Annotated in this window: 12 protein-coding genes; 2 read left to right on the forward strand and 10 right to left on the reverse strand. The window is 37.9% G+C overall.

Features of this window, described 5'->3' with window-relative positions; translation table 11 throughout:
- Positions 1–205 precede the first annotated feature (205 nt).
- Together rpoC and rpoB are read right to left on the reverse strand one after the other, a co-directional pair.
- Complete coding sequence (gene rpoC, locus EWU23_RS08670; RefSeq protein WP_166230913.1) at positions 206–4534, reverse strand: DNA-directed RNA polymerase subunit beta'; 4329 nt, start codon at positions 4532–4534, stop codon at positions 206–208.
- Between the two features lie 61 nt (positions 4535–4595).
- Positions 4596–8471: a DNA-directed RNA polymerase subunit beta gene (gene rpoB / locus EWU23_RS08675; protein ID WP_166230916.1), complete on the reverse strand. Its 3876-nt coding sequence runs from the start codon at positions 8469–8471 to the stop codon at positions 4596–4598.
- A 286-nt stretch (positions 8472–8757) separates the two neighbouring features.
- On the opposite strand from rpoB, the gene EWU23_RS08680 reads away from it, so the two are divergent.
- Together EWU23_RS08680 and pruA are read left to right on the forward strand one after the other, a co-directional pair.
- Entirely contained in the window at positions 8758–9474 is a 717-nt protein-coding gene (locus tag EWU23_RS08680) for a ComEA family DNA-binding protein (protein ID WP_166230919.1), read from the forward strand.
- 51 nt (positions 9475–9525) lie between these two features.
- Complete coding sequence (gene pruA, locus EWU23_RS08685) at positions 9526–11151, forward strand: L-glutamate gamma-semialdehyde dehydrogenase (RefSeq protein WP_166230922.1); 1626 nt, start codon at positions 9526–9528, stop codon at positions 11149–11151.
- A gap of 70 nt (positions 11152–11221) precedes the next feature.
- On the opposite strand, the gene EWU23_RS08690 is transcribed toward pruA, so the two are convergent.
- The 8 genes from EWU23_RS08690 to EWU23_RS08720 all read right to left on the reverse strand — a co-directional run bounded on the left by EWU23_RS08690 (position 11222) and on the right by EWU23_RS08720 (position 16909).
- On the reverse strand, positions 11222–11878 hold the full coding sequence (locus EWU23_RS08690; protein ID WP_166230925.1) for a hypothetical protein: 657 nt from the start codon (positions 11876–11878) through the stop codon (positions 11222–11224).
- A 41-nt stretch (positions 11879–11919) separates the two neighbouring features.
- The gene (locus EWU23_RS08695; RefSeq protein WP_166230928.1) at positions 11920–12225 is read right to left on the reverse strand and encodes a hypothetical protein; all 306 of its coding nucleotides are present in this window, start codon (positions 12223–12225) and stop codon (positions 11920–11922) included.
- 179 nt (positions 12226–12404) lie between these two features.
- Entirely contained in the window at positions 12405–12614 is a 210-nt protein-coding gene (locus EWU23_RS08700) for a response regulator transcription factor (RefSeq protein WP_166230931.1), read from the reverse strand.
- Positions 12615–12710: 96 nt separating this feature from the next.
- On the reverse strand, positions 12711–15044 hold the full coding sequence (locus tag EWU23_RS08705) for an outer membrane beta-barrel protein (RefSeq protein ID WP_166230934.1): 2334 nt from the start codon (positions 15042–15044) through the stop codon (positions 12711–12713).
- Positions 15016–15456, reverse strand: coding sequence for a MauE/DoxX family redox-associated membrane protein (locus tag EWU23_RS14350; RefSeq protein WP_394367306.1), 441 nt, complete (start codon positions 15454–15456; stop codon positions 15016–15018). The genes EWU23_RS08705 and EWU23_RS14350 overlap by 29 nt, the downstream gene beginning before the upstream one ends.
- Positions 15419–16432, reverse strand: coding sequence for a hypothetical protein (locus EWU23_RS08710; protein WP_166230937.1), 1014 nt, complete (start codon positions 16430–16432; stop codon positions 15419–15421). Before EWU23_RS08710 ends, EWU23_RS14350 begins: the two co-directional genes overlap by 38 nt.
- 56 nt (positions 16433–16488) lie before the next feature.
- The gene (locus EWU23_RS08715) at positions 16489–16680 is read right to left on the reverse strand and encodes a hypothetical protein (protein WP_166230940.1); all 192 of its coding nucleotides are present in this window, start codon (positions 16678–16680) and stop codon (positions 16489–16491) included.
- A gap of 46 nt (positions 16681–16726) precedes the next feature.
- Positions 16727–16909: a hypothetical protein gene (locus tag EWU23_RS08720; protein WP_166230943.1), complete on the reverse strand. Its 183-nt coding sequence runs from the start codon at positions 16907–16909 to the stop codon at positions 16727–16729.
- Between the last annotated feature and the right edge of the window lie 152 nt (positions 16910–17061).

The raw sequence follows: 17061 nt of genomic DNA on the forward strand, positions 1-17061 counted from the left end.
GAAGTTATTCTTAAATTATTGGCTAACTTATCAGTTCGCCGATTTTGAGCATATATTACTGGCTTTTAAAATATTTTAGAAGACATATAAAAAAACGAGTAAAAAAATCAGGTTTTCTACTCGTTTTTTTATAGACTTTTTATTTATTTGACATTTTGCGCCCCCTCAGTTTCCTGAGAGGGATTTTGATTCAAGCTATATTAGACTAGTTTTCAACTGAAACCTTCGCCGCAACTTCTGCTTCGCTAGCTGCTACTTTAGCTTCTAATTGCTTTAACTCATCTACTGGAGTCACAATGAAGTCCTTGTATCTGCGAACCCCCGTTCCCGCAGGAATTAAGTGTCCAACAATTACATTCTCCTTCAAGCCTTCCAATGTGTCTACTTTAGCACGAATCGATGCCTCAGACAATACCTTCGTTGTTTCCTGGAAGGATGCCGCTGAGATAAATGATTCAGTACCCAAAGATGCCTGCGTAATACCCTGCAAATTAGCAGAAGAAACCGCCGCATGCGCATCACGTACTTTCATCACTTTCATGTCTCTACGCTTCAATGAGGAGTTCTCATCACGTAAAGCACGAGCAGAAATAATCATACCTGGCTTGTACTTCTCTGAATCACCTGATTCAGTGATCACTTTCTTGTCCATGATCTGATCATTCTCCTCACGGAAAGCAAAACGATCTACGTTTTGACCCTGTAAGAATTGTGTATCACCTGGATCCAAGATTTCAACTTTTTGCATCATCTGACGAACGATACACTCAATATGCTTATCGTTGATTTTTACCCCTTGTAAGCGGTATACATCTTGGATTTCATTCACTAAGTATTCTTGTACCGCTGTTGGTCCTTTGATCGATAAGATATCCGATGGCGTAATAGCTCCATCAGACAATGGCGTTCCAGCACGTACGAAGTCATTGTTTTGTACTAAGATAAACTTAGTCAATGGCACCAAGTACTTACGCTCTGTTCCTTCTTTTGGAGTAACAATGATCTCACGATTACCACGCTTGATGATACCATAAGAAATAACACCGTCAATCTCAGAAACTACCGCTGGGTTAGATGGGTTACGTGCTTCAAATAATTCCGTTACACGTGGAAGACCTCCTGTAATGTCACGAGTTTTACCCGCAGCACGTGGAATCTTCGCAATAATCTGTCCCGCTTTGATTTTGTCTCCTTCATCAATCGCTAAACGAGCACCTACTGGTACGTTATATACCAAATCCTCTTTTCCTTTAGCCACAACAAGCACCGATGGGTTCTTTGTCTTATCCTTAGATTCGATAATCACCTTCTCACGTAAACCTGTTTGCTCATCCGCTTCCTCTTTGTACGTATTGTTTTCCTCAATCGATTCAAACGCTACTTTACCTTCAGCTTCAGATAGAATAACCGCATTGTATGGATCCCAAGCACAAATCTCTTCGCCTTTCTTGATGGTTTGACCATCTTTCACACGAATCACAGATCCGTAAGGAATGTTGCTAGAAATCAACAACTGCTTGTTAGCAGGGTTGATGATCTGAACCTCACCCGAACGACCCATCACGATTTCCACTGGATTTCCTTCTGAATCAGTCGAACTTACCGTACGAACCTCTTCAAAATTAATCACACCGTCAAACTTAGCTTTTACACTTGCATCTAAAGATACGTTTTGTGCTGTACCACCGACGTGGAATGTACGTAATGTCAACTGTGTACCCGGCTCACCGATCGACTGAGATGCAATCACACCAACAGCTTCTCCCTGACCCACCATGTGACCTGTAGATAAGTTACGTCCGTAACATTTCGCACAAACACCATTTCTAGTTTCACACGTTAATACCGAACGAATCTCAACCGATTCAATCGCCGTTTCATCGATTTTGTTTGCCGCAATCTCCGTGATTTCATCACCAGAAGCTACAATCAACTCATTGCTAATCGGATCATACACATCATGTACTGACACACGACCCAAGATACGCTCAGATAATGGCTCAATGATCTCCTCATTATCTTTCAATGGGAATACCTGAATACCACGTAACGTACCACAATCTTCTTCATTTACAATCACATCTTGAGCTACGTCATGTAAACGACGAGTCAAATAACCCGCATCGGCTGTTTTCAAGGCAGTATCTGCCAAACCTTTACGAGCACCGTGTGTAGAGATAAAGTATTCTAATACGTCTAGACCTTCTTTAAAGTTAGAAAGGATTGGGTTTTCGATGATTTCACCTACCGAACCTTGTAAGTTCTTCTGTGGCTTAGCCATCAAACCACGCATACCACCCAACTGACGGATTTGCTCACGAGAACCACGGGCTCCAGAGTGCATCATCATGTAGATCGCATTGAATCCTTGGTTATCCTCTTCCATCTGCTTCATCAATGTCTCGGTAATTTTCGAGTTCACTTTTGTCCAGATGTCAATAACAGCATTGTAACGCTCGTTATCCGTGATTAAACCCATTAAGTAGTTGTCCCAAACAGCTTGAACATCTTGCTGAGCTTTCTTCACTAAATGTGCTTTCTCCTCTGGAATCTGAACATCACCAATACCCATCGACAATCCGCCGTGGAAGGCTTGTTGGAATCCTAAATCTTTGATATCATCCAAGAATTGAGCTGTACGAGCCATTCCACAAATCTTGTGAACTTGAGAAATGATCTGCTGCAATTTCTTTTTAGTCAATAATTCATTGATGTAACCTACTTGCTCTGGTACGCAAAGATTGAACAATACGCGACCTGCAACAGTCTCCACCATTTCGCTTACTAAAGAACCATCTTCCTTACGTACATTCGCTTTTACCACGATGTTCGCATGTTTCGATAATTTTTTTTCGTTTAAAGCGATCACCACTTCTTCAAAACCATAGAAGCGACGGCCTTCACCATCTACTTTATGTGTTTCTGTCGACTTTCTTCCCTTGGTTACATAATATAATCCAAGAACCATGTCTTGTGAAGGTACCGTGATCGGCGCTCCGTTAGCAGGGTTAAGGATGTTATGTGAGGCCAACATCAACAAAGAGGCTTCCAAAATCGCTTCATGTCCTAGTGGAACGTGAACCGCCATCTGGTCACCGTCAAAGTCGGCGTTAAATGCCGTACAAGTCAATGGGTGCAATTGAATCGCTTTTCCTTCAATTAATTTAGGCTGGAACGCTTGGATACCCAAACGGTGCAAGGTAGGAGCTCGGTTTAACAATACCGGGTGACCTTTCATGACATTTTCCAAAATATCCCAAACTACAGGATCTTTACGATCCACAATTTTCTTCGCAGATTTAACCGTTTTAACGATACCACGCTCGATCAACTTACGGATAACAAACGGCTTGAAAAGCTCAGCTGCCATGTCTTTTGGAAGACCACACTCATGCATTTTCAATTCTGGTCCAACCACAATTACTGAACGACCAGAGTAGTCAACACGCTTTCCTAATAAGTTTTGACGGAAACGACCTTGCTTTCCTTTCAACATATCAGAAAGAGATTTCAAGGCACGGTTACCTTCAGAACGAACCGCGTTTACCTTACGAGAGTTGTCAAACAAGGAGTCAACAGCCTCTTGCAACATACGCTTCTCATTACGCAAAATCACCTCTGGAGCTTTGATTTCAATTAAACGCTTCAAACGGTTGTTACGGATGATCACACGACGGTATAAATCGTTCAAGTCAGAAGTCGCAAAACGACCTCCATCCAATGGTACTAATGGACGCAATTCTGGTGGAATAACCGGAACCATCTTAATAATCATCCATTCCGGACGGTTATCAATACGGCCAATCGACTCACGGAAAGCTTCTACTACCTTCAAACGCTTTAAAGCTTCCGCTTTACGTTGTTGTGAAGATTCTGTATCTGCCGAGTGACGCAAGTCAGCCGATAATTCGTGTAAGTTGATACGAGATAACAACATGTTCAATGCATCAGCACCCATCTTAGCGATGAATTTCTGTGGATCTTCATCCGGCAAATGTTGGTTCTCACGTGGCAACTTATCCAAGATATCCAAGTACTCATCTTCCGTTAAGAAATCTAGGTATTGAGAACCTATCTTTCCTTCTTCCGCGTACATACCAGCTTGAACTACCACATATCTTTCATAATAGATCACTTGATCTAATTTTTTGGTCGATAATCCGAGCATGTAACCAATTTTGTTGGGTAAGCTACGGAAGTACCAAATATGCGCTACTGGAACCACCAATTCGATGTGTCCCATACGCTCACGGCGTACTTTTTTCTCAGTTACTTCTACACCACAGCGGTCGCAAATGATGCCCTTGTAACGAATACGCTTATATTTTCCACAGTGACATTCCCAATCTTTGGTAGGTCCAAAGATTCTCTCACAGAACAATCCACCCATCTCAGGCTTGTACGTTCTATAGTTGATGGTTTCCGGTTGGGTTACTTCACCATTTGAACCTTCTAAGATCGACTCAGGTGAGGCCAATGAAATGGTCACCTTTTGGAAGTCGCTATTCAGCTTTCTAGTCTTTTTAAATGACATTTTCGTTTAATTTTTTTGGAAAATGATGTTAGTTAAGGGCCGTTGCCGGCCCTATGTATGTTTACTCTAGGGTGATTTCTAAGGCTAAACCACGTAATTCATGAATCAATACATTGAATGATTCTGGAATATTTGGTTTTGGCATATTCTCACCTTTTACGATGGCTTCGTATGCTTTAGCACGGCCGATAACGTCATCGGATTTAACAGTTAAAATCTCTTGCAAGATATTCGCTGCTCCGAAGGCCTCAAGCGCCCATACCTCCATCTCTCCGAAACGCTGACCTCCAAATTGAGCTTTACCTCCCAATGGTTGTTGCGTAATCAATGAGTATGGTCCAATCGAACGAGCGTGCATCTTATCATCCACTAAGTGGCCCAATTTCAGCATGTAAATAATACCTACTGTTACTGGCTGATCAAATTTATCTCCCGTCAAACCATTGTATAAATACGTACGGCCCCAATCTGGTAAACCAGCTAGAGTTAACTCAGCAGCTACTTCTGCCTCCGTTCCACCGTCAAAGATTGGTGTCGCATAACGCTTACCTAATTTTTGTCCAGCCCAACCTAATACAGTTTCGTAAATCTGACCTAAGTTCATACGAGAAGGTACCCCTAGTGGATTCAATACGATATCTACCGGTGTTCCATCTTCCAAGAACGGCATGTCTTCCTCACGTACAATACGAGCTACAACACCCTTATTACCGTGACGACCCGCCATTTTATCTCCTACTTTTAACTTACGTTTCTTAGCTACATATACCTTCGCCAATTTCACGATACCGGCAGGTAATTCATCACCCACCTCTAACACGAAACGCTCACGCTTGAATCGACCAGCGATTTCATTACGACGAATGTTGTAGTTTTTGATTAATTGTAAGAAACGAGCATTTAATTCAGCATCAGCTGTTGCTTCTTCTACGATCAAATCAGAAAGTAAATTAGCTTCCTCTGGTACAGCATAAGTACTCTCATCACGGTACAAGTTTTTGTCTGGGAATAATAATTCTTCAATGTTTTTCGCACTGAATTTTACACCCTTCTCCACAATCACCGTTCCGAATTTATGCTTGATTCCGTTAGATGTCTTACCGTTCAACAAGGCTACTGTCTTGTCGATCATGATACGACGAATGTCTAACAAATCTCTGCCATATTGCTTCATCACTTTTTTCAACTCAGCTTTCGACTTTTCACGTTCTTCTTTATCCTTTTTAGGACGAGCGAACAATTTCGTGTCGATTACCACACCTTTTAGCGATGGAGGTGCTTTCTTCGAAGCATCTTTCACGTCACCCGCTTTGTCACCAAAGATGGCACGTAATAATTTTTCTTCAGGAGTAGGATCAGATTCTCCTTTTGGAGTAATCTTACCAATTAAAATATCTCCTTCTTTCACATCAGAACCTACACGCACAACTCCGTTTTCATCTAAGTTGCGAACAGTCTCTTCCGATACGTTCGGGATTTCAGAAGTTAATTCTTCTTCTCCACGTTTGGTATCACGAACTTCCAATTCAAACTCTTCAATGTGGATGGAAGTAAAGATGTCATCACGAACAACTTTCTCTGAGATTACAATCGCATCCTCAAAGTTGTATCCTTGCCATGGCATGAATGCCACCTTCATGTTACGTCCTAATGCTAATTCACCTCCTTGAGTGGCATATCCTTCGCAAAGTGCTTGTCCTTTTGAAACGCGCTCACCTTTGAAAACGATAGGCTTTAAGTTGATGGTAGTATCTTGGTTCGTTCTACGGAACTTGATCAATTTATAGGTCTTTGAAGGGCCATCAAAGCTGATGACTTTTTCATCTTCCGTTTGATCATATTTGACCACAATCTTCAATGCATCCACATACTCAATAACTCCATCTCCTTCAGCTACTACTAAAGTTCTGGAGTCAATCGCCACACGGTGCTCTAAACCAGTACCTACAATCGGCGCTTCTGGTCTTAATAAAGGTACCGCTTGACGTTGCATGTTGGATCCCATCAAGGCACGGTTAGCATCATCATGCTCCAAGAATGGAATCATGGAAGCCGCAACCGAAACAATCTGGTTAGGAGCTACGTCCATATACTGTGCTTCTGCTGGGTTAACCAATGGGAAGTCACCTTCAAAACGAGCCTTAACACGATCAGATAAGAATTTACCCGACTTAATATCAATAGGAGCATTAGCTTGAACAATGTTCTTGCCATCTTCTTCCTCTGCAGTCAAATATTGAACATGGCTACTTACATCTACCTTGCCACCGTCAATAATTCGGTATGGAGTTTCAATAAAGCCCATGGAATTCACTTTGGCATGTACACAAAGTGAGGAAATCAAACCAATGTTGGGACCCTCTGGAGTCTCAATTGTACACAAACGACCGTAGTGCGTATAGTGAACGTCACGAACCTCAAAACCAGCTCTTTCACGAGAAAGACCACCTGGCCCTAGGGCAGACATACGTCTTTTGTGCGTAATCTCCGCCAATGGATTTGTTTGATCCATAAACTGAGATAGCTGATTCGTTCCAAAGAAGGAGTTAATTACGGAAGACAAAGTACGCGCATTGATCAAATCAACTGGCTTGAAATCTTCGTTATCACGTACGTTCATACGCTCCTTGATAGTACGAGCCATACGAGCAAGACCAACACCGAACTGAGCATATAATTGCTCACCAACGGTACGAACACGACGGTTAGACAAGTGGTCAATATCATCGACTACCGCACGGGAGTTGATCAAACCGATCAAATATTTCACGATAGAAATGATATCTTCCTTCGTTAGTACCTTCACATCCATAGGGATGTCATGGCCTAACTTTTTATTGATACGGTAACGACCAACTTCTCCTAAATCATAACGTTTGTCAGAGAAGAACAAGTTTTGGATGATGTCACGAGCTGTTTGCTCATCTGGTGCATCCGTGTTACGTAATTGCTTATAAATAACTTCAACAGCCTCTTTTTCTGAGTTAGAAGTATCTTTTTGTAAGGTATTATAAATGATGTTGTAGTCAGAAACGTTCACATCATCTTTGTGAAGAATAACGGTAGAAGAACCTGATTCTAAAATCGTTTCTACTTCATTCTCTGTAATAACCGTATCACGCTCAATCAAGATTTCGTTACGGTCAATTGAAACAACCTCACCTGTATCCTCATCTACGAAGTCTTCCTGCCAAGTTTTCAAAACCCTAGCAGCCAAACGACGACCTACGATACCTTTGATGATTTTTTTATCAACTTTGATTTCTTCAGCTAAACCAAATAAATCTAAGATGTCTTTATCATTTCCGTAACCAATCGCACGAAGCAATACCGTTACAGGAAACTTCTTCTTACGGTCAATGTACGCATACATCACATTGTTTACGTCCGTAGCAAATTCAATCCAAGAACCTTTGAATGGAATAATACGAGCCGAATACAATTTCGTTCCATTCGTATGCTTCGATTGTGCGAAGAATACACCTGGTGAACGGTGTAATTGCGATACAATAACACGCTCAGCACCGTTGATCACAAAGGATCCACGTTCTGTCATGTAAGGAATATTTCCCAAGAAAACCTCTTGTTCGATGGTTTGGAAATCTTCGTTGTCTGTGTCATTACAGATCAATCGCAACTTGGCTTTTAAAGGTACTGAATACGTTAATCCACGGTCAATACACTCATCTACCGAATATTTCGGCGGATCTACAGAGTAATCAACGAATGAAAGAACGAAATTTTCACGCGAATCCGCGATAGGAAAATTTTCAGCAAATACTTTAAATAAACCCTCGTCCGTGCGATTTTCAGCTGCTGTTTCTAGCTGGAAGAAATCTTGGAAGGATTGGATTTGGATATCCAGAAAATCTGGATAATTGATCACACTATGCGTTTTCGCAAAGCTGTGTCTTCCGGTGGCAGTGATGTTACTCAAGGCTTTATACGTTTTAATTAATGTGAATAATGGCCCTAGGGGCACAAATTCTCCTCCTTTTGGAAGAGATTAATCAAGCTGAACGCCTCGTAGATGAAAAGATGTGGTGTCCCTTGGCCATTTCCCTACGAAAAGAAAAGTTGTTTCGGAACCACTCCTCGGATTTGCCCAGAGGGCTTTAATCCTAAAATAGCCTGCAAAATTACTGATAATTTTCTAATAAACAATAGCTTAGCTAGAAGGCTCCACAAAAAAATACTATTCTTGCCATGATGAAGTTCTCAACATGTGGAAAAATAAAGTGCATTACTACCTTCGTTTTATATTGGGCATGACTCGCTCCGAAATACTGGGCTTACTGAGTCTATTTATTTTTTTATTACTGGCAGATATCACGTCCCGTTGGATGGAATACCAAAGTCGGCAACAAGCCATGGTTTCCTTTCAGCCAACATATTGGACGCAGACATTGATCGATATGGAAAAATTGCATCAAAAATCGTATGCCCCTCAAACTAGAAATTATACCTATCGTCCAGCGAATCAATACCCAAGTCAGTCAGCCTCGCATTCCCAGAAGGGAAATGGTAACAAAAAACTAGCTTGGCAAATCCAAATCAATCAAGCCGATTCCTTAGCATGGATAGCTTTGCCGGGCATTGGGCCAGCCTTTGCCAAAAGAATTTTAGCCTATCGGGAAAAATTGGGAGGATTTTATCAGGCCGCACAATTGAAAGAAGTCTATGGCTTGGACAGCCTTTGGGTCAATGAACACATCGCTCAGTTTCATGTAGGAAAAGGGGTCTATCGTTTCCTATATATTAATAAGGCAGACTGGAAAGAATTTAGGCATCCTTATTTACCCTATCGACAAGCAAATTTGGTATTGAATTACCGAAAACAACATGGGCCATTTCAAAACTGGGAGGATTTGAAAAAAGTGCAGCAGCTTGATGAGGCTGTTTGGCAAAAGCTAAGTCCTTATCTTTCATTTGAACCTTGAGAAATATGCCGTACTTTTGTCTAAATTTTACACTTCATTATATATAAGGATATGTCAACTGGATTTTTCAAGGTACCACAGCCTACCAACGAACCCATCTATTCCTACGCCGTAGGTAGTTCAGAGCGCCAATTATTACAAGATACGCTTCACACATTACGTAATAAACAAGTGGAGGTTCCCATGCGCATTCAAGGGAAATCAGTTCAAGGGTCAAAGAAAGTAGCCATGACCTGTCCACACGATCATCAACATATCTTGGGGTATTATTATGAAGGTGGAAAAAAAGAAATAGCGGAGGCGATTGAATCTGCTTTATCTGCCAAAGCAGCATGGGCAGCATTGACATGGCAAGAACGCGTATCCATCTTTTTAAAGGCCGCAGATTTGTCGGCCAATAAATACCGTATGGAACTGAATGCCAGAACCATGTTAGGCCAATCGAAGAATGCCTATCAGGCAGAGATTGATTCAGCCTGTGAATGGGTGGATTTCTTGCGTTTTAATGCCCATTACGCGGCTCAAATATATGCCGACCAACCGATTTCCTCTCCAGGAGTTTGGAATCGATTGGAATATAGACCATTAGAAGGTTTTGTATATGCCTTAACCCCCTTCAATTTTACGGCCATTGCGGGTAATTTACCTGCAGCGCCAGCCATGATGGGGAATACAGTAGTTTGGAAACCAGCACCTCAGCAGATTTATTCCGCTGCATTGTTGATGCAAATTTTAGAAGAAGCAGGCTTGCCAGCGGGTGTCATTAACTTGGTATTTGCCGACGGCCCAGAGGCAGGGGAGGTGGTATTTAAGCATCGCGATTTTGCAGGAATTCACTTTACGGGTTCTACCAAAGTGTTTCAAACCATTTGGCAGAATATTGGGAATAATATTGCTAACTATAAATCGTATCCTCGTATTGTAGGAGAAACAGGAGGGAAGGACTTTGTGGTAGCTCATGCTTCGGCAGATGTGAAAGCATTGGTTACAGGATTGATCCGTGGGGCCTTTGAATACCAAGGTCAAAAATGTTCAGCCGCTTCTAGAGCCTATGTGCCTGCAAGTTTATGGCCTGCCGTAAAAAGTCAATTGCAAGCAGATTTGGCTAAGATTAAAGTAGGAGGAACAGAGGATTTCGGCAATTTTGTGAATGCGGTCATTGATCAAAAAGCATTTGATAAGATTACTTCCTATATACAGGAAGCTAAAAATTCGAAAGAAGTAGAAGTGATTGTTGGAGGAGGCTTTGACGCTAGTCGGGGATATTTCGTGGAGCCGACTGTCTTATTGACCACCAACCCACATTATCGTACCATGGAAGAGGAGATTTTCGGACCTGTTTTGACTATTTATGTTTATCCAGATCAAGATTGGGTAGCAACCTTAGGTTTGGTGGATCAAACTTCGGCTTATGCTTTAACGGGTGCTATTTTCTCTCAAGATGCCTATGCTTTGTCGGAGGCGGCAAAAGCCTTAGAGAATGCCGCAGGTAATTTATATTTAAATGATAAATGTACGGGAGCGGTAGTAGGCCAACAGCCATTTGGGGGTGCCAGAGCTTCCGGCACAAATGATAAAGCAGGTTCATATTTGAACTTATTACGTTGGGTTTCCCCTCGGACAGTCAAAGAAGTGTTTTCATCACCTACGGATTTTAGGTATCCGTTTTTGGGATAGAGAGTAAAATAAGGTTAAAAAAATCGAGGCCAAATAGATTTGTATGTCTATTTGGCCTCGATTTTGTGTTTTATTCATCTACTGATAACCTAATCATAGGACCGATGCGCCCTTCTTGAAAAGAATTGAAAATGATCCAATCGTTCTGACTGGTTGGTCGGGAAAAAAACCGCTTTTTAGATGAATATTTACCCATGGCTATTCTATCGGTTTCTCCAGTAACCATATTAGATTTTTGGAAAAAATTCACAACAACAGCAATTCCTTCTTTTGGGATAATTAAATCATTAATCTGAATAGGGAATTTATTCCATCCTTCATGATTGGCAGAAAACGCAAGTTCACGTTTATTCAATAGCCTGAACGGAAGAGTATCAATTCCTACGGAATATAGTAAAATCTGGAAAGTGCAAATTTGGGTATATTTTTTGTCAAAATAGATAAAAATGGAATTTAGTCTTTTGTCGGCTATCTGCCCCTCATTGAATATCATTCCAATTTGAGTAGGGGCTTTCGTTAAAAATGAATAATGTTTTTTTCGTGAAGGTTTTTCTGTTTCTGTCGCAGCTATTTTTTTCGAAGTAATTTTGACTTCTTCAAGGATAATCGATTTTGTTGAGTCGATATTAGTTTTAAAAATTACTTGATTGTTTTTTTCTTGTGCTAGAGAATCTTCAACAAAAAGTAATGATAAGCTAATAACAAAATAAATTATTTTGATTCTCATAACATGCGGATACAATTCGTAAATAACTATTTTTTAATTCTTCAATCGGGGCAGCGTTGAACTTCAGTTCTAATTCTTGAATCAACTTTAAAACCTAAGAAATATTTCACTTCTTCATAATAATATACACAGCCAGAATTATCTGGTAAATGAGAGTGGCTTACCCCTTGAGATCCTCCATCTAATCCACAGTTTGATGAACTCCATCCAAAAAACCTCCAATCAGGTTCACAGGGATTTGGAGCTTCATATCCCAATGCAATTAATGGTAATCCCAATCCCAACACTACTAATATAAAGAATAGTTTTTTATATTTTTTGGTGTAAGACATAACTATATGTTTCATTATCACGAGTGTTTAATTTTTTTTCCTACTCTTTTCTGGTTTTTCGGGATCCACCAAGCTTGGCCAACTTGATGTAAAGCTCTTGGTTTTTTTTAAGTCCATTGTAGGGTATGAAGTCCTATTTTTCTCCTATTAAATAGTATTTTATTGGTTTTTCATTAAACAAAATACATCCAGACTCAGGTTTTGAAATTCCTGACAAATTTTCTGAATTCTTTTTTCCCGTGGCTTCCAATCTTTCGAGCGATGTTTTCTCGGTGTTTTTTGATGGTTAATTCAGAGACGTGGAGTTTTTTAGCAATTTCTTGGGAAGTATTTCCTTGTTGGATTAGAGAAATAATCTCCAGCTCACGGAGGGTAAAATCTCCATTTTGGACTTGGGGAATCATGTAAGTTTATGGAGCTTCGATTTTTTTGTTTTAGGTGTCAATATCTACATGTTGATCATTAAAAATGATTGACATTGTGGAATGAAAATTCTGTTTTTACATGGTTTTGAATTTTCGTTTGACTTCATCAGCCGTACTACTTTCTGGCACATTATTATGTTTTTTTCCAAACGATTTTTGAACAGAAATTGATACATATCGATAGTTAGTCAAATAATTTGATGTTGAGGTGTAATTCTGTTGAGAGGTAACTGTTTTTTCTAAATTTGCATTAGCAAATATGGTATTCCAAAGTAATGAAATATTCCAATATCGGCCTATTGTCCCATTAAATGTTAAGCTTGTGTTAGGTGAAAAATATCGTTTAGTTTCAAAGAATTCATATGCATAATTGTCGAAATACATATTTAGTGAGGCACTAAATCTAGTTGAGATTTGGTATTCCCATGAATTTGAAATAGAAAAAATAGGTAACCAATTTGAATTAAAATTTGAATAATCCCACAACGAATTCAGATTGAATTGAGCAAATTTTTGTGCCAAATTTAACTGACATGTAATGGATTTATTTAATGCTAGACTCGAACCAAATAAGAAAGTCATATTTTTTGATTTTCCTACATTTGCATAACTATGAATGAGTTGATTTTCTTCAAATCTATACGGGGAATAGCCTAATTGGTTATTTGATTCATTATACCCTATTTCAGTTGAAAGGTCAAGTTGATTTATCTTTATCGTATGCGTTAGACTTAGATCAATACTTTTTTCAGCATCTAAAACATTGTTGCCAATAATACTTTTAAATGGATCTATTCGTCGAGAAAAGGTAGCCAGTTGACTAATATCTGGCAAAATATAATCAGAGTTTATACTGAAATTGAAATTACCAAACTTTTCAGATTCATATTGAAGTGATAATGTTGGCAGGAATCGTAGTTGATTTTCTCGATGGTATATAGTCGAATTTGACTCAAAATCTTGATTAATTAAATCCAGTCTTCCTCCTATAAGTATAAATATATTCTTATGAGAAGTGGCAAATATGGATCTTAGGCCAATAAAGTTTGAATTAAAATAAGATGCTACAGAATGATCATTTTGAATATTATACTGGGTATAAGAATTTTTGTTTTCCCAAGAAAGTGTCGTATTTAGTTTAGTGAGTTTAGATAATTGTAATCTATTCGCATAATTGATATAGGTTGAATTTGATTTTTCGTAGGTAGCTTGATTTAATTCATTTGGATCAAGATATTGATTTTTGATATTAGTATTGCCATAATCATATCTAATAAATAATTTGTGATTTCGACGCTTGAATAATAGTAAATTGCTAATTTTTGATTTATTGTAAGTTCTATTGCTTTTAGATTGTAATTGGTCTAAGCTTTCTGTTATTAAAGGGCTGAAAGTGAAATCGCTATTTTGGGAGTTGTGAATATTTTGATAGCCAAAGTTGAATGAAATGGTAGTCAAACTATCAAGATTATAGTTGAAAATGAATGTATTAAAATTGGGAGTAGTTGTCGTTTGAAGCTGTTGGTTAGAATGAGATTTAATTTGGTTAATTTCTTGAGTTAAGTTATTCTGTACATTTTGACCATAAGAATAAAGGAGTGAAGAAGCTCTAAAACTGGATCTTTTTCCTAGAGAGTAAATACCTAGATTTTGACTTAAATAAGGGAATAGCATGGCGTATTCCGTATTTGTTTGTATGCCTACAGTAGGGTTTTTAGGTTTTTTTGATATGAAATTAAAGATTACTTCAGAAGCTTTCATCCAATATTCTCCATCTGGAGCACTAATTATTTCAAGTTTTTCAATAGATTCTATGGCAGATTCCTTGATCAAATTTGATTCGATCTTAATTCCATCTAAGTAAAAGACAATTATTTTGCCAAGATATTTATCATTGCTTGATTGTAGGCTTATTCCATTTAGTGTTTTAAGAAAATTCCGTAATATGGGGGCTTGCGATTTGTGGATTTTTTTTACACGAAATTCGATTTTATTTACACTATATAGTGGACGATCGTTAACTACAATTTCTTTAAGTTCGTTTTTAAGTGGAATAAGTAAAATATTATTTACAATTCCAGATTTTAGGTCATTAGTTATAACACTATGTTTTGAATATAAAATACTTTCAAAATAGATTTTCGAGGAATTTGTAATTGATATTCGGGAAAAACCGTCTTCATTAGTTATGCCAGTTTTTTGTAAAGAATCTCCAGTGGGATTAAATTCCTTTATCAAAAATTGCATATATGGAATCGGATGCATATTAAGTGAGTCAAGTAATCGGAACTCCAATTCTTGTTGCTTTTTTTGAAGCGAAATTTGTGCAAAAATCTCTTGGCAAGCTAATTGGTGAAAGCAAAGAGTTAGAAAAAGACATTTAATAGTTTTCGGGAATAAGTGCTGCATAAAATGAACTTGCGGTTAGGTATATTGTTAGTATTAGGTGTTCGTTCCAATTTAGAAAACTCACAATTCCTCCACATGAGCAGGGAAGGGAAGGCGAGTAAGTTATCATAAGTAGGATGTAGATGGTAAATATCAACGATAAGCCAGCCAAAATAAATAAAGTTAATTTTCGCGCTCTTTTTATAAAGAGCAACATTGATAATCCTATTTCAATAATGACAACAATGGCCCCAGTTTCAGATAAGAATTTGGTTGGAGCAAATGGAGACCTTCCAAAATTTATAATAAACTGATCAAAATGAACAAGTTTATCTATTCCTGAATAGAAGTAAATTGAAAAATCAAAAAAAATGGTTATTATCAGGAAGATAGAGCTATATCTTGATATTGAATACTTCGATTCTGTTTTCATATAATAGTAGTAAATTGTTGTTATTTAGTAAATGCATGTCCGTTGGATAATCTTCATTCGGGTGCTCAAGGAAAAAAGAACCTACATATTTGAATTTTTTATTGATATCATAAATATCAAATACTATTTTTTTCTTAAAATCTATTTCTCGGTTTGACTTGACGATAGATCGAATAAATAACTGATTTTTCGAAATAAAAAAATCATAATTTGAGACTCTTGGGGGTGATGAAAATACTAGGCTATTGTTGATTTCCTTAGTTTTGGGTTTTAATCTAATAGTATCGATTGTTTTCGCTTGGCAAATAACATTGAAGGTAGAATCAAATTGTATTATTTCATTGGAAAATAAAGAAACGTATATAAACGTGTTGTTGAGTGTAAAGTGTTTAATTGAGCCTTGGTCTACTAGCTTAATTAAGGTCATCTTATTTTTAGATAAGAGTTTATTATGCTGAAATTGAAAATGCCATTTTTTATTCGTTGCTCTTACACAAATTAATTTATTATCACTGAAAATTACTGGTTCTATACCTTGACCAAGTTGCTCATTTTTACTAATAATCCGTTTTGAAAATCCAGGAAATAGTTTTACCCTCGTTGTAATTAAATTATTCTTATTAAGAATGTAAATATTCTCGTTGGTATCATCGCTAAAATATTCACTATTAGCGAAAACAGGGATATTACGAATTGGGGTGAATTCTAAAAGATCATTTTCATAAGTAATTTTTACTAATGATTTGTCGCAATGGCCAATAGTGAAGTTAGTATTATTTGAATGGCTAAATCTGTATAAGGTCTCTAATGATGGTGCAACTAATTTCAATTCAGATTGGATTGGCAAATAGTTTCTATCGAAGCCTCCATTGGACAGAAAATGTGTTTTTTTAGTTTTTATAAAATGATGTAAACTATAACCTAATATAATTACAATTACAGATACAATAGCGGCTAAAATTCGTTTAAACTTCATTGGGATATATTTTGATTAAGAATGCTAGTTCATTTGAGACTAGCATTCTTATTTATTTAATCTAGTACAATAACCAGTACCCCATTAGGGTCACTAGCTGGCCATGGGAGATCCATGCAAACTTGATTTGCTTTTTTGCAACTAGCATTAGGTGTTTCTTTTCCTCGAGCATCGTTTCCAAATACGCCACCAAGAATTATTACACTTAAAACAGGAAGTGTAAGCTTAAGTAATTTTGAATTATTCATCTTTTTTTGGATTTAATAGATTTGTTATTTCTTGAGGTACTTAAAATCAGATAGTTAATAATCCAGAGTATTTTGTTTCATGCCCATGGCTAATCGTAATCATACAAGTTTGATTTGCCTTTTTGCATGTTGCAATTGCTTCCTCGCTGCCTTTTAAAGTAATTGACATACTTAATGCTAAAGTCATGGTGGAAAGAAAGGCTAGGATTTTTTTTTCATCTATTTTCATTTTATAATAAATTAATTTTTCCCCTTACTCTTTACTGGTTTTTCGGGATCCACCAAGTTTGGCCAACTTGATGTAAAGCTCTTGTTTTTTTTAAAGGCCATTGTAGGGAATGAAGTCCTATTTTTCTCCTATTAAATAGTATTTTATTGGTT

Origin of the sequence: Aquirufa beregesia (assembly GCF_011090385.1) — a bacterium.
GTDB lineage: Bacteria > Bacteroidota > Bacteroidia > Cytophagales > Spirosomataceae > Aquirufa > Aquirufa beregesia.

Excerpts from the sequence above, each read along its gene's own strand:
- EWU23_RS08720 (WP_166230943.1), bottom strand. The coding sequence starts at position 16,909 with ATGAAAATAGATGAAAAAAAAATCCTAGCCTTTCTTTCCACCATGACT.
- EWU23_RS08690 (WP_166230925.1), bottom strand. The coding sequence starts at position 11,878 with ATGAGAATCAAAATAATTTATTTTGTTATTAGCTTATCATTACTTTTT.
- EWU23_RS08715 (WP_166230940.1), bottom strand. The coding sequence starts at position 16,680 with ATGAATAATTCAAAATTACTTAAGCTTACACTTCCTGTTTTAAGTGTA.
- rpoC (WP_166230913.1), bottom strand. The coding sequence starts at position 4,534 with ATGTCATTTAAAAAGACTAGAAAGCTGAATAGCGACTTCCAAAAGGTG.
- EWU23_RS08680 (WP_166230919.1), top strand. The coding sequence starts at position 8,758 with ATGTGGAAAAATAAAGTGCATTACTACCTTCGTTTTATATTGGGCATG.
- EWU23_RS08700 (WP_166230931.1), bottom strand. The coding sequence starts at position 12,614 with ATGATTCCCCAAGTCCAAAATGGAGATTTTACCCTCCGTGAGCTGGAG.
- EWU23_RS14350 (WP_394367306.1), bottom strand. The coding sequence starts at position 15,456 with ATGAAAACAGAATCGAAGTATTCAATATCAAGATATAGCTCTATCTTC.
- EWU23_RS08705 (WP_166230934.1), bottom strand. The coding sequence starts at position 15,044 with ATGCAGCACTTATTCCCGAAAACTATTAAATGTCTTTTTCTAACTCTT.
- pruA (WP_166230922.1), top strand. The coding sequence starts at position 9,526 with ATGTCAACTGGATTTTTCAAGGTACCACAGCCTACCAACGAACCCATC.
- EWU23_RS08695 (WP_166230928.1), bottom strand. The coding sequence starts at position 12,225 with ATGAAACATATAGTTATGTCTTACACCAAAAAATATAAAAAACTATTC.
- EWU23_RS08710 (WP_166230937.1), bottom strand. The coding sequence starts at position 16,432 with ATGAAGTTTAAACGAATTTTAGCCGCTATTGTATCTGTAATTGTAATT.